Consider the following 13,786-nt stretch of genomic DNA (forward strand, 5'->3'; position numbering starts at 1 on the left):
GTTAATTCCAAATCTTAATCTTTTTGCAAAAATCTAAAATCTAAATCAATTTACACACAACTTTTGAACTTGATCCAAATAACTTTTGGTCCAAATAGCAAAATCATTTGAAAAAAGGTCAACCTATAGCAGTATAATACAGTTTGTCAAGAGCTGCTTTTTGTGCTTTTGTAGATAATGAAGACCAAGTGGAAATGCAATTCCTCCTTTGTAAATTTTAGGCTCTGAATAGTTCTTTTTCATGGTAAAATCGTGTACTGAATCGTGTACTCGCTGTAAAAGTAAGAAAATAGAAGACATAAAAAAACGAATTGCGAGACACAATTCGTTGATTTAAATGACTTTAGCCTTGTAGCGGGAACTGGACTCGAACCAGTGACCTTCGGGTTATGAGCCCGACGAGCTACCTACTGCTCTATCCCGCGATTTGGACTGCAAATATACAACATAAAGAAAGTAATTTCCAAACTTTATTTTAAATATTTTTTAATGGACTAAACCTTAACAAACTAAGAAAAGCCATTATCTTTGCTGTATGATACATAAAGCCGGTTTTGTAAATATTATTGGAAATCCTAATGTTGGTAAATCTACACTAATGAATGCTTTGGTAGGTGAGAAACTCTCTATCATTACCCCAAAAGCACAAACAACAAGACATAGAATTTTAGGAATTGTTAATCATGAGGAATATCAGATTGTGTTTTCTGATACTCCTGGTATCATTAAACCTGCTTATGAATTGCAAGCTTCTATGATGGATTTTGTAAAATCTGCTTTAGATGATGCTGATGTTTTAATTTACATGGTAGAAGTTGGCGAAACTGCTTTAAAAAACGAAGCTTTTTTTAATAAAATCATCAACAGTAAGATTCCAGTAATTTTATTATTGAACAAAATTGACAAATCTAACAAAGAGGAAGTTGACAAAAAGATTGCGTATTGGAGAGAGAAAGTACCAAATTCTTTTGTGTACGTAATTTCTGCTTTAGAGAAGTTTAACGTCGAGTCTGTTTTTTACAAAATCATAGAATTACTTCCAGAGGGACCTCCTTTTTACCCAAAAGACCAATTAACAGACAAACCTGAACGCTTTTTTGTAAATGAAAAAATTCGAGAGAAAATTTTAATTCACTACAAAAAAGAAATTCCATATTCTGTAGAAGTAGAAACCGAAAGTTTTATAGAAGAAGAAAACATCGTAAGAATTCGATCTATCATTATGGTGGAACGTGAAACTCAAAAAGGAATTATTATCGGACACAAAGGCACTGCTATAAAACGAGTTGGTGCTGAAGCTCGAAAAGATTTAGAACGTTTTTTTCAAAAAAAAGTGTTTATAGAATTGTATGTAAAAATCAATAAAAACTGGAGAAGCGATAAGAATCAATTGAAACGTTTTGGATACAATCAAAATTGATACTGAATTACTTTCAACATAAAATCGTGTAAATCATTCATTTGATGTTTGCCTGTGCTCTTGCCTATTTTTCCTAAAAAATACAACAACACCCAAATTAAGGGTAAAACTATCATCATTAAAATTGGGAAAAAGACAGATTCACCTAAAGAAAATCTTGTGTACAATAGCACACAAAAAGCAAGAAATGCGAATCCTATAACAAAATGGATAAACATAAAAAGCGTCCAAACTTGTGGTTTTGGACCAAATAAACCCTTTAAAGTTGAAGATTTTGATGTTTTTTCAAGAATTTCTATATGCAATTGAGGAGACCAAAAATGATCATCCTTTTTACAAATTGAAATAAAGATATGCCCATCAACAATATTTCCGTCTATTTTTGTATTATCTCCTTGTAATTCGTTAGAAAAAAGTTGTAATACTGTGTCTTTGTCATCATTTAAATCAATAGAAAATCTTGGTCGTAGAAAAACCTTACTATTTCTTTTCTCTATTAAAATATTTGTTTCTGCTCCCATAAAAACCTATTCTAGAACCCTTTAAATTTACAACTAATATCGTATAGTAAATTGTATCTTTGCAAAAAATATGAATTTAAATGAATAGCATTGTTGCCATTGTAGGAAGACCAAATGTAGGAAAATCCACTCTTTTTAATAGATTGGTTCAAAAAAGAGAGGCTATTGTAGACGCTGTGAGTGGTGTAACTAGAGATCGCCATTATGGAAAATCGGACTGGAATGGAAAAGAATTTTCTGTAATTGATACTGGTGGATATACAATTGGTTCTGATGATATCTTTGAAGAAGAAATCAGAAAACAAGTAGCACTTGCTATAGATGAAGCAGATATTATTGTTTTTGTGGTAGATGTAAGAGATGGCATATCTCCTATGGATGCTGAAGTGGCTAAATTACTACGAAAAGTAAAAAAACCCATTTTTACTGCCGTTAACAAAGTAGACAACGCGATGTTAGAGGCGGATGCTGTAGAGTTTTACAACTTAGGTTTAGGTGATTACCACACCATTTCATCAATTAACGGCTCAGGAACTGGAGATTTACTAGATGCAATAGTAGCAAAAATGCCAGAACCAGAAGTTATCGATTTAGAAAAAGAAGAATTGCCAAGATTTGCAGTTGTTGGAAGACCTAATGCAGGAAAATCATCTTTTATAAATGCCTTAATTGGTAAAGATAGAAACATTGTAACCAACATTGCAGGTACTACTAGAGATTCTATTGATACAAAATACAACAGATTTGGTTTTGATTTTAACTTGGTTGATACTGCTGGTATCCGAAAAAAATCTAAAGTAAAAGAAGATTTAGAATTTTACTCTGTAATGCGCGCAGTGAGATCAATTGAATATGCAGATGTTATCATTTTGGTAATTGATGCAACACGTGGTTTTGAGGGGCAAGATCAAAACATATTTTGGCTAGCAGAAAAAAACAGAAAAGGTGTTGTTATTTTAATTAATAAATGGGATTTGGTAGAAAAAGAAACCAATACCATGCGCGATTATGAGGCTAAAGTAAAAGAACAGATTTCTCCTTTTACAGATGTGCCTATAATATTTATCTCTGCATTAACAAAGCAACGCCTTTTTAAAGCCATTGAAACTGCGGTTGAAGTTTTTGAAAATAGAAAAAACAGAATACCTACAAGCAAGTTTAATGATGTAATGTTAGAGATTGTAAAAAGCTATCCACCACCAGCTATAAAAGGTAAGTTTGTAAAAATTAAATACTGCATGCAATTGCCTACACAAACTCCACAATTTGCCTTTTTCTGTAATCTACCTCAATATGTAAGAGATCCTTACAAACGTTTTTTAGAAAATAAGCTAAGAGAAATTTACAACTTTTCTGGTGTGCCAATTACCATCTATTTCAGACAAAAATAAAATCTTAAAATCATATCATTCTAAAAAATGAAAAAATTTTGATATATAGAATATTTAAATACCTTTGTTTGAATACTTTTATTACCCCTTAAACATCAAAAATGAAAAAAATAATTTATGCCTTCGCCTTGTTTTCTTTACTTATTACAGCTTGTAGTTCACCTACTACAATAGAAAACGATGTTCCTAATGCTGTTGATGATAGTGCCTCTACAGAACAAAATACTTCTATAAATATCAGCGTACTTAATAATGATGATTTTGGAAATGATGGGCCAAACTCTAGTGCTATTTCTGTAACATCAACTACTTCTGTTAGTAATGGTACTGTAAGTGTAAATACCTCAGGTACAAGTGATGATCCAACTGATGACACCATAGATTATACACCACAAACAGATTTTGAAGGAACAGATACCTTTGATTATACAATAACCGATAGCAATGGCGATTCTTCTACTGCTACTGTTAGTGTTGTTGTATTTCCGCCAACAGGGCCTGAAGTAGGAACTCCTTTTACTATTGGCGATTTAAAATATGTGATTACAAGTTCTGAAACAAAAGAAGTATCTGTTGAAAAAAACACAGATGACGGACCTTCAGGAACCTTAAACCTCCCTGAAACTGTGAATCAATTTGATTTAACCTACACAGTAACCAGTATTGCTAATGAAGGCTTTGCTTATAGTTATGATTTAATAAACGTTACCATTCCAGAAAGTATTACCACTATTGGTGAACTTGCTTTTTACGATTCTTCAAGAATAACAAGTATTGATATACCAAATACTGTTTCAGAAATAAAACATACAGCTTTTGGTCAATGTAAAAGTTTAACCTCTATAAATATCCCTGCAGCAACGAATAATTTAGCAGACAATGTATTCTTTGGTTGCGAAAGTTTGGCTACAATTAACATACCTTCTACAATAACTAGCATAGGGAACTCTGCTTTTTACTATTGTAGTAGCTTGAATAATGTTACCATACCTGATAGTGTTGCAAATGATGATATGGGTACAGCTGTCTTTGGATATTGTAATTCATTGACTACTGTGACTTTTCCAACAAGTTATACTACAATTCCTGAAGCCACCTTTTTTGCTTGTAATAATATAGAAACATATACAATTCCTAGCCATATAACCACAATAGGTGCTTCTGCTTTTTATTCTTGTTCTATTTTAAAAGAAATTACAATACCAAATACAGTAACTTCTATAGGTGACTCTGCTTTTGGTTTATGTGTAAATTTAACAAAAGCTGAAATTCCAGAAAATTTTACAAGCTTACCTGACAATTTATTTTATGAGTGTTCTAAACTTACCAATATTACCATACCTACAAATGTAACTAATATTGGCAATGCCGCTTTTTATGGATGTGCAAGTTTAGAAAATATTAGTTTACCAAGTACTGTAAGCAGTATTGGTAGTGCTGCTTTCGGAAATTGTTTTAGCTTAAAGAATTTTGCTTTACCAAGCAGTTTAACAACGATTGAGGCAACCCTTTTTTGGAACTGTAGTAGTTTAACTGAAATTAATATTCCTAATAGTGTAACTACACTAAAAGATGGGGCCTTTGGAGGCTGTAGTAGTGTTAGTGAAATTACAATACCAGAGGGTATCACTACCATTCCTGAAAATACTTTTTACGCTTGTAGTAGTTTAACTAAAGTTAATTTTCCAAGTACCTTAACCAGTATAGGTAAAACTGCTTTTGGTTTATGTTCAAGTTTAACAAACTTTTCAATTCCAAATACAATAACAAGTATAGCCGAACAAACTTTTTTTCAATGTACAAGTTTAACTGATGTTTCAATACCAAATAGTATTACAAGTATTGGTAATAGCGCTTTTTACAATTGTGGCAGTTTGCAAAATGTATCTGTTGATATAGCTACACCTTTAACTATAGATGCTAGTGTATTTGAATTTGTTCAGCTAAGTACTGCAACTTTAAAAGTACCAAGTGCTTCTATTGACTCCTACAAGAGCGCAACAGTTTGGAAAGACTTTGAAACAGTAAATGCTTTGTAAAACAGGAATTATAACCTTTTAGAGCAAAAACTCATCTAAATATTGAAGAACTATTTTAATATAAATATATATATTTGTTGCTTTTTGAAAAAGATTGTGGTTAATTTATATAATAAATATTTTAAAAACTTAAACTTCTTATAAATTTAATAAAATTATGATTTTAACAAGAGCAGGTAAAGTTTTTAAAACAACTGCTTTTTTCCTTTTTATTTTTTTTAATACAACTACTTTTTCTCAAAACACAGAAAATTCCTCCTCTTTAAAAAAAGATTCTATTAGCGTAAAAGATGCAAACGATGTACTAAGAATTTCTAAAGAATTCATTTCTAGAAATGAATACAAAAAAGCAATATTATTTTTCTCAAAAAATTACGATGATTTTTCTGAGAACCTCTACATCAATTGGTTATATGGGTATGTTTTATCAATGAATAACCAGAATAAAGAAGCAAAAAAGAAATTTAAAAAAGCGATTTCTATTAATCCTTCTGATAAAAATCTTCAGTTAGATTTTGCTCGCTTTTTATATAAAATTGGAGAAATCAATAAAGTAGAAACTATTTTAGCAAATTTTTTAGATGAAAATTCTAAAAATTTAGAATTTTTATTAATGCAAGCCAATATTAGTTACTGGAAAGGAGATTTAAAAAATTCCAGAAAAATAATTTCTAAGATTAACGAGATTTACCCAAATACAGATTACACAAAAAATTTAGAATCAGAAATTAATTCTGTTACTGCAACTTATATAAGAACAAATTTTGAATATCAAACAGATTCTCAACCTTTAGACCTTTTTGCGACGCATATAACTGCAGGAGAATATATTTCTAGGTATTTAAGTCCACAGTTAGCAATTTCAAGATATAGTTTCTCACCTCAAAAAGAAAGTGCTTTTATTGTTCAATTAAAAAATCAGTTTTACTTTAATAAAATACAGCTTACTGCAAATGTATTTGGGGGTTTTTATCAAAACCATTCTGATACTTCTGATTGGATTGGAGGAATTAGCCTTACTAAAAACATCTTTAAAAAAGCTTCTGTAAAAGTTGGTGCTACAAAAAATAGTTTATTAGGTACAATAGCCAGTACTTCAATCAATTTAACTTATCAAAGCCTTTTTAGTGAGTTAGATTACCAGAATAAATGGGTGATTTTTCATGCTTGGTACGACCATCAATTTTTTAAAGATGATAATGAAATACAATCACTTGGCGCTTGGATTTTATCACAACCTATCACATTTAAAAAACTTAGTTTTCAACTCGGTTATAGTTTTAATTATACCGATTCTAAAGACATCTTATTTTTCTTTGACAATCAAGGCGTTGGTGTTTACGACCCTTACTTTACCCCAAAAGAACAAGAAATTCACTCTGGTATATTTATCCTAAATTATAAACCCTCAAAAAAATTATCACTTGAAGCTAAGGTAAACTATGGTTTTATTGGTAATATTAGAAACCCTTACCCTGTAAGAACGCAAGCTAATACCTTTGAAGTTGGTGGTTTATATGATGATACTTTTACCCCTATAGAATATACAGGAAATATTAGCTACAATTTTTCAAAAGGTTTTACAGCTAAGATTACTTATATAGATCAAGAAACCTTTTTCTATGCCAGACAAAATATTAACTTCGGATTAAATTTCACGTTTTAATGAATTCAAAATTAAGAGATGATTTATGGGTATTTAAACAAGCTAAAAAGGTAACCAGCTTTGATAAAGCAATATTTTTAGGCTTAGCTTTAGCTGGTTTATTAAGCATGTTTAATTTAATGGAATGGTGGTTTAGAAAAGAACATATCGAAAATTTTCCACTATTCATAATTTTAAGTTTGCTATTTGGATATGGTGTAATTAGAATAGCTTTAATTTGGATTAATTACTTACGTATAAAAAAGCCAGCAGAAGTACCTGTTCCTAAAAAAGATTTAAGCGTTGCTGTTTTTACAACATCTTCTCCAGGAGAACCTTTATCGATGTTTGAAAACACCTTAAAAGCATTAGAAAACTTAAATTACCCACATACTACCTATTTATTAGACGATACAGAAGATGTTGCCTTTAAAGAATTGGCAGAAAAACATGGAGCTGTTTGGTTAAATTTAGTAAACATACCTGGAGCTAAAGCCGGTAAAATTAATGAAGCTTTAAAGATAACCAAAGAAGAATTTATTTTAGTTTTAGATCCAGATCATATTGTGTTTCCTAATTTTTTAGATCAAACCTTAGGTTTTTTTCAAGATGAAAAAGTAGGTTTTGTTCAAGTAAGTCAAGGATACTACAATATGTTTCGTTCGTTTACGGCACAAGCAGCTGCAGAACAAACTTATACTTTTTATGGACCTACTCAAATGGCGTTGTATGGTTATGGTGGTGCTGTTGCCATTGGTGCAAATTGTACTTTTAGAAGAAAAGCTTTAGAAAGTATAGGAGGACATGCAACTGGTTTATCAGAAGATTTAAACACTTCAATTCGAATACATTCAAAAGGATGGGAATCTGTATATAACCCTGTAATTGTTAGTCGTGGTTTGGTTCCAGAAGATTTCACTTCATTTTGTAAACAACAATTAAAATGGGCAAGAGGCGTTTTTGAAATGCTTTTTGATGAAATGCCAAGAGCCTTTAAAACATTAACTTTTTGGCAAAAATTATCTTATTTCTCTATAGGTACTTATTACTTGGTAGGCCCAATGACCGCGTTTTTTGTATTTGTACCTATTTTATTTTTTACAACAAAAATAAGTCCAGCTAGTATGGACTTTACAGAGTTTATAGTTCTTGGTGCACCTATTGTACTCATTGCTATATTAGTGTATGCGCATGCGCAACGTTTTTTATGTGATACAAAAACAGAAAGAGGAATTCATTGGAGAGGAATGGTTTTAAAATACTCTTGCTGGCCCGTGTTTACCTATGCATTTATTTTAGCCTTAATCAATAAAAAAGTACCTTATATACCTACAGCAAAAGTTGCTGTTAAAGGTTTTATGAGTCCGTTTGTAAAACCACTAATAATATACTGTATTGTTTTTATACTTGTGGTTACTGGGGTTTATATAGAAAGAAGATATTATATACCACAAAGTGAATTAATTTTAACAGCAGAAAAAACCTGGGGAATGTTAGGTTTTGCCTTGATTGCCTTTCTGCAATTTTTTGGTGGTTTGGTTGCTGCTTATAAATCTTTATACTTAAAAGCAGAAAATGCTTGGAGTAGAATCGTAATCACTAAAGACAAAAAAATAAAAGTAAAGTAATTATCTAAAAAGATAAAAATATTAATTTTACCAAATAAATGGTTTTTAAAGAAAGCCCATTATAAATCAAAATAGAATTATGTCATCATTCAAAAAAAAATCTAAAAGAATATTTAATGTTCTGCTTGCTTTAGTATTAGGTTATTTTATAGTTTACGGGTTATCATCTGTAAGCAAAAGCTCTAAAGGCCCTTTAGGCGGTTTTTTAGAGAGTATTGGAAATATGGTAAAAGATATAGAACAAGATAATATTTTAGGGAAAAGAGAAAAGAATAGAGGTAAAAAATTAGATTGGTTTAAAGACCAAAGACAAAACAAATATGCCCTTTTAAAAACCAAAAATATTTTATTTGGAGCTGCTGACGATAGTAATGGAGAATCTTATGAAAATATCATTAATTTAGAAGATTCTTTAGCACTTACATTTCCAATCATTCAAATTTATAAAGCTTGGGGAGAAGGTCAGATTTATGATTTCCCTAAAAATAAAATTGATGCCATTGTTAGAATAGGTTCTGTACCAATGATTACATGGGAGCCTTGGTTAGAAAAATTCTCACAAGAAAATTTTCCTAAAATTAAAAATTTAGAGCAAAGAAATGACCATGGTTTAGGCTCAATAGCAAATGGAGATTATGATGCTTATATTAAAGAATGGGCAACTGAGGCTGCAAAAGTAGATACGCCTATTTATTTAAGAATGGGGCATGAAATGAACGATCCTTATCGTTATCCTTGGGGACCACAAAATAATGATCCAGAAGAATATGTAGCAGCATTTAGGCATGTAAGAGAGGTATTTGAATCTGTTGGTGCTACAAATATTATATGGGTTTGGAGTCCGCATTTATCTTACGGAAAATTCAAAGAATATTACCCTGGAGAAGATTATGTTGATATTATTGCAACCGGAGTTTTAAATTATGGTACAAGCACTAGTTGGAGTGATTGGTGGACTTTTAAGGAAATCTTTGGTAATTATTACGATCAATTAGCTGCTTTTTACAAACCAATTATGATTGCTGAGTTTGGATGTTTAAAGCCTGGTGGAGATAGAGCCAAATGGTTTGGAGATACGCTAGAAAATTTTAATAAAAAATACCCATTCGTAAATGCCATTGTATTTTTTCATTATGCAAGTGATGGTACAATTACCTATAAAAATGTAGATTGGTATTTTAAAAATGATAAAGAAGTAACTGATGAAATAAAGAAACAATTGAAAAAATGGGATCCTAGAATAAGACAACCCGATATTCAATAATATATTAAAGTATTTACAAAAGCATTTAACGATTTATTAAATGCTTTTTTTTATACCGTAAAAAAGAGTAATCTTTAACTATTTATTTAAAGAATAAAAATTCTAAACTGTATGTTTTAATAAGTCCTTTTAATTTTGTAAATTAATATTATTAAAAACGACAAAAATTGTAGAAGTAAAGAATATGAGAATTATAGAATCTAATAAAATAGAAGAAGTAGCATTACCACTTCAGTTAAATATTTCCTTTAAAAAGGTATTTATATCATTTAAAAAATACGCACAAAAAGAGTTTAGCGAGCATCCATTTCATACTGCAGCTATTGAAATGGTAAATTTATTCAATAAACACCCTGAATTAAATGATGGCTTTTCTGATTTAAAGCTTTTAAAAACCTACAAAAAGCAAATAGATTTACTTTTAGACCCTTTGTTTCCAGAACCTTTACGTTTAAATGAAATAAAAGCTGCCAGTGTTCCTTTTTCATTTGCTTCATTTAAGTTTACTGATCGTTTTGAGAATATATTAAATAATGCTGGTGATGATTACGAGTTAACAGTTCGTAATTTTGAGGATAACAGCATGTATGTAATGGCTTGTACGTTTATTTTAGGCGACGTTTATGGTTTTAATATTGATATAAAAAGACCTTTTTATTTTGATATTCCAGACAAAACAAGTGGCACTATGAAATACTATAGAGCTACATTTAACGCTGATTTTTCTGAAATAACACCTACAGCAACTGCACCAGAATTAACCCAAGAAGATTTTAAAGAGCTTTTAAATAATTACGAAAATATAGCCATATGGAAAGAAAAATTTCCACCCAATAGCTATATTTTTAAAGGCTTTGGTTTAGTAAGTTTATTTGATGTTACTTCCGAAGAAATGCTTTCTGCCATTAAAGCAAATTTATTGGCTGGTGGTGATGATTTAATTTACAAATTGCAAAATAATTTAAGAGATTTTTACAGCATTAAAGACCTTAAATTGGGCTACTCAATTTATGATACTGTGAATTCTAAAATTTGTGAAACCGTTGTAAAACATTCAAACAGCATTATTTTAAATAAAAATACAGAAATACAATGCAATAATGGCTATTTCTGCAATGGCATTATAAACAAAGTATTTAAAAAACACGAAACTTTTATTATTTCTGACGTAGAGAACTATGGTTTTCATACCGATAAAAATCCTTTTTATCAAAATTTACATGATTCTGGCATTCAAAGTATTATTTTAATTCCTATAAAAGCCACAAAAAATGGAGATTTGGCACTGCTAGAAATAGCCTCTCCAAAATCCTACGATTTAAATTCGGTAAACATCAATAAACTTAAAGATATTATTCCTGTTTTTGAAGCAGCTGTAAAACGAACCTCAGAAGAACGTCAACATATTTTAGAAGCTACCATTCAAGAGAATTACACCTCTATCCATCAATCTGTAAAATGGCGTTTTTATGAAGCTGTTGAAAAGTTTCATGTAGAGAGTCAATCAAATGAAAATGCCAAGTTAGATGAAATTGTTTTTAATGATGTGTATCCCATATTTGGACAAAGTGATATCAAAGGCTCTTCTAATGCAAGAAATGAAGCTATTAAAGAAGATTTAACAACACAGTTATCCTTGGCTATTACTGTTTTAAAAGATGCTTGCAAAACTGAAAAATTACCTATTTACAATGAGTTAATGTTTAGAGTTACCTCATATTTAAACGATGTAAAGAAAGGTTTAGATGCAGGTGATGAAGTAAGTATACTAGATTTTTTAAGCAGTGAAATTTATCCTGTATTTAGCCATATTAAAGATATAAATAGTGAGCTTTCTGAGAAAGTAAATATCTACATGAATCGATTAGACAAAGATTTAAATGTAGTTTACGAAAGTAGAAAAGATTATGAAGATAGTGTTACACTTTTAAATGATAAACTTTCTAAATACATAGATAATAGGCAAAAACAAGCGCAAGAAATGTTTCCTCACTATTTTGAGCGTTATATAACTGATGGTGTTGAATACAACATGTACATAGGCCAATCTATTACAAAACATAAAAGGTTTGACGATTTATATTTGTATAATTTACGCTTATGGCAATTAAAAGTTACCTGTGAAATGGAAAACTTGGCATATTATGAGCGTAAAAACATGAAACATGATTTACGTGTTGCTTCTTTAATTTTAGTACATAGTAAGGCTATGGCTATAAAATTTAGAATGGATGAAAAACAGTTTGATGTTGATGGCGCCTATAATATTAGGTATGAAATTCTTAAAAAACGTATTGACAAGGCTTACATAAAAGGTACTCAAAATCGTTTAACAATTCCTGGTAAAATTGCCATTGTATATTCGCAAGAAAAAGATGCAGTAGAGTATCTTAAGTACATTACGTACTTACAATCAAAAAAACAATTAGGAAATGTAGAATATTTAGAATTAGAAAACCTTCAAGGCGTAACTGGGTTAAAAGCACTTAGAGTTGATGTAAAATATCAGCAAGATTTTGATGAAAAAAACATCATAACTTTTAATGATCTTATCAAAGAAATTGAAGCTTAGTTAATATCATAGGAATATTTTAAACCTAAAATTTTAGTTTGAAAATCGTTATCTACTCTAGTGTTTTCTTGATATCTAAAGTAGATACCGAATTTTCCGAACTTTTTTAAATTGTAACTGGTACCCCATGTAAGTCTGTACCTACTTAATTTTGCATCACCAATAAAAGAGGCTCCATCTCTTTTTCTATTAAAAATCTCTACAGCAAATTCAGGATCTAAAGGCCAGTTTTTAATACTGTATTCAAAAGCTGTTTTAAAACGAAGGTTTTCTCCTCTAATATCTTCTACACCATCTGCTAACTCTAACTCTCTTTTATTTTGATAACGAAGTCTAAAAGCAATATCTAATTTTTTAATAATATCTAGCTTGTAACTTAAATCGATGTTGTATCTAAAATGCTTTTCATAACCTTGAATTTTACCTTCATTATCATTCTCTCTAATAAAACGCACTGCACCACCAATCTCTAAATTTTTAATAATTTCAAATTCAGCCTGCACCTCTGTAAAATACTCATCTGTTACAGAGATATCTTCTTTTAATCTTAAATGTTGTTCTACACCCAATTTTATCCACTTTATAGGCGAATATTTAACCCCAATAGAGTTCCATAAAGCAAGATCTTTATTATCCTCTTCTTGTGCATGAAGTAATGCTGAAAAAAGAAGTATTACAATAATAATATAGGGTTTATTTCTCATTTTCTGTTTTGTTATAGTGTATAATTATTGTTGCGCTATCTTTTACAAAATCGATGTCGCCAATGGTTAACTGATTAATTTTTAACCCTGTTCTGCTTTCAAGATCTTGTTTTAAAATATCGTAGTTTTCTGGTTTTATGTTCTCAATAACTTCGTAAGTAATTTTTTTGGTAACCTCGTATTTTAAATGCCATAACTTTTCTATAACACCAATAACCACTACAATAACAAAGTTAGAAAAGAAGATTTCTGCATAACTTAGTTTTTTATTGGCTAATGCATTCATAATTGAAATTCCAAGCACAATAAAAAGATATCCCATTTCTCTAATAGGTATAGATTCTGTTCTGTACCTAATAATTCCAAAAATGGCAAATAGGCCCAGAGCTAAACCAACATCAATATTATACTTTTTTAATGTAAAGGTTAAGAAAAACACGATAATGCTCACCAAATAAAAGGTAAACAGGTAATCTTTTTTAGGAGTACTACTATAATAAAACCATCTTACTACTATGGTTAAAAAAGCCAGGTTTAGAAAAAAAAGAAAAACAAGTTTAAAAAAATCCTTGTCAAACAAAGGAATGTTCATGTAATCCATA

General features: G+C 30.1%; 10 protein-coding genes and 1 tRNA gene. 7 read left to right on the forward strand and 4 right to left on the reverse strand.

The genetic code is table 11. The features are described from left to right. Window positions 1-352: 352 nt before the first annotated feature. A tRNA-Met gene (locus tag ACTG3V_RS05105) sits at window positions 353-425 on the reverse strand. Between the two features lie 110 nt (window positions 426-535). On the opposite strand from ACTG3V_RS05105, the gene era reads away from it, so the two are divergent. Next, entirely contained in the window at window positions 536-1,420 is an 885-nt protein-coding gene (gene era, locus ACTG3V_RS05110; RefSeq protein ID WP_439131062.1) for a GTPase Era, read from the forward strand. Here era and ACTG3V_RS05115 read toward each other — a convergent pair. Then, a complete protein-coding gene (locus ACTG3V_RS05115) occupies window positions 1,411-1,941 on the reverse strand; it encodes a GTP-binding protein (protein WP_439131063.1) in 531 nt (176 codons plus the stop codon). The genes era and ACTG3V_RS05115 overlap by 10 nt on opposite strands. An 80-nt stretch (window positions 1,942-2,021) precedes the next feature. Between ACTG3V_RS05115 and der the strand changes: the two genes are divergently transcribed. The 6 genes from der to ACTG3V_RS05145 all read left to right on the forward strand — a co-directional run bounded on the left by der (window position 2,022) and on the right by ACTG3V_RS05145 (window position 12,480). Next, window positions 2,022-3,332, forward strand: coding sequence for a ribosome biogenesis GTPase Der (gene der / locus ACTG3V_RS05120; RefSeq protein WP_439131064.1), 1,311 nt, complete (start codon window positions 2,022-2,024; stop codon window positions 3,330-3,332). Window positions 3,333-3,433: 101 nt separating this feature from the next. Continuing rightward, window positions 3,434-5,371 carry a leucine-rich repeat protein gene (locus tag ACTG3V_RS05125; protein ID WP_439131065.1) on the forward strand — a complete coding sequence of 646 codons (1,938 nt, stop codon included), beginning with the start codon at window positions 3,434-3,436 and terminating at the stop codon, window positions 5,369-5,371. A gap of 157 nt (window positions 5,372-5,528) precedes the next feature. Beyond that, entirely contained in the window at window positions 5,529-7,037 is a 1,509-nt protein-coding gene (locus ACTG3V_RS05130) for a tetratricopeptide repeat protein (protein ID WP_439131066.1), read from the forward strand. Further along, entirely contained in the window at window positions 7,037-8,644 is a 1,608-nt protein-coding gene (locus ACTG3V_RS05135) for a glycosyltransferase family 2 protein (RefSeq protein WP_439131067.1), read from the forward strand. Before ACTG3V_RS05130 ends, ACTG3V_RS05135 begins: the two co-directional genes overlap by 1 nt. 79 nt (window positions 8,645-8,723) lie before the next feature. Then, the gene (locus ACTG3V_RS05140; protein ID WP_439131068.1) at window positions 8,724-9,908 is read left to right on the forward strand and encodes a glycoside hydrolase family 26 protein; all 1,185 of its coding nucleotides are present in this window, start codon (window positions 8,724-8,726) and stop codon (window positions 9,906-9,908) included. 184 nt (window positions 9,909-10,092) lie between these two features. After that, a complete protein-coding gene (locus ACTG3V_RS05145; protein ID WP_439131069.1) occupies window positions 10,093-12,480 on the forward strand; it encodes a GAF domain-containing protein in 2,388 nt (795 codons plus the stop codon). Here the strand turns inward: ACTG3V_RS05145 and ACTG3V_RS05150 are convergent. Then, window positions 12,477-13,184 (reverse strand): DUF2490 domain-containing protein, encoded by a 708-nt coding sequence (locus ACTG3V_RS05150; RefSeq protein WP_439131070.1) that lies wholly within the window; start codon window positions 13,182-13,184, stop codon window positions 12,477-12,479. The genes ACTG3V_RS05145 and ACTG3V_RS05150 overlap by 4 nt on opposite strands. After that, window positions 13,174-13,785 carry a DUF4956 domain-containing protein gene (locus ACTG3V_RS05155; protein WP_439131071.1) on the reverse strand — a complete coding sequence of 204 codons (612 nt, stop codon included), beginning with the start codon at window positions 13,783-13,785 and terminating at the stop codon, window positions 13,174-13,176. Before ACTG3V_RS05155 ends, ACTG3V_RS05150 begins: the two co-directional genes overlap by 11 nt. Window position 13,786 lies beyond the last annotated feature (1 nt).

The organism is Polaribacter sp. (assembly GCF_965660385.1).
GTDB lineage: Bacteria > Bacteroidota > Bacteroidia > Flavobacteriales > Flavobacteriaceae > Polaribacter.

What these genes read in the sequence shown, in the direction of transcription:
- ACTG3V_RS05115 (WP_439131063.1), bottom strand. Translation starts at nt 1,941, where the DNA reads ATGGGAGCAGAAACAAATATTTTAATAGAGAAAAGAAATAGTAAGGTT.
- ACTG3V_RS05135 (WP_439131067.1), top strand. Translation starts at nt 7,037, where the DNA reads ATGAATTCAAAATTAAGAGATGATTTATGGGTATTTAAACAAGCTAAA.
- ACTG3V_RS05130 (WP_439131066.1), top strand. Translation starts at nt 5,529, where the DNA reads ATGATTTTAACAAGAGCAGGTAAAGTTTTTAAAACAACTGCTTTTTTC.
- era (WP_439131062.1), top strand. Translation starts at nt 536, where the DNA reads ATGATACATAAAGCCGGTTTTGTAAATATTATTGGAAATCCTAATGTT.
- ACTG3V_RS05145 (WP_439131069.1), top strand. Translation starts at nt 10,093, where the DNA reads ATGAGAATTATAGAATCTAATAAAATAGAAGAAGTAGCATTACCACTT.
- ACTG3V_RS05155 (WP_439131071.1), bottom strand. Translation starts at nt 13,785, where the DNA reads ATGGATTACATGAACATTCCTTTGTTTGACAAGGATTTTTTTAAACTT.
- ACTG3V_RS05140 (WP_439131068.1), top strand. Translation starts at nt 8,724, where the DNA reads ATGTCATCATTCAAAAAAAAATCTAAAAGAATATTTAATGTTCTGCTT.
- ACTG3V_RS05125 (WP_439131065.1), top strand. Translation starts at nt 3,434, where the DNA reads ATGAAAAAAATAATTTATGCCTTCGCCTTGTTTTCTTTACTTATTACA.
- ACTG3V_RS05150 (WP_439131070.1), bottom strand. Translation starts at nt 13,184, where the DNA reads ATGAGAAATAAACCCTATATTATTATTGTAATACTTCTTTTTTCAGCA.
- der (WP_439131064.1), top strand. Translation starts at nt 2,022, where the DNA reads ATGAATAGCATTGTTGCCATTGTAGGAAGACCAAATGTAGGAAAATCC.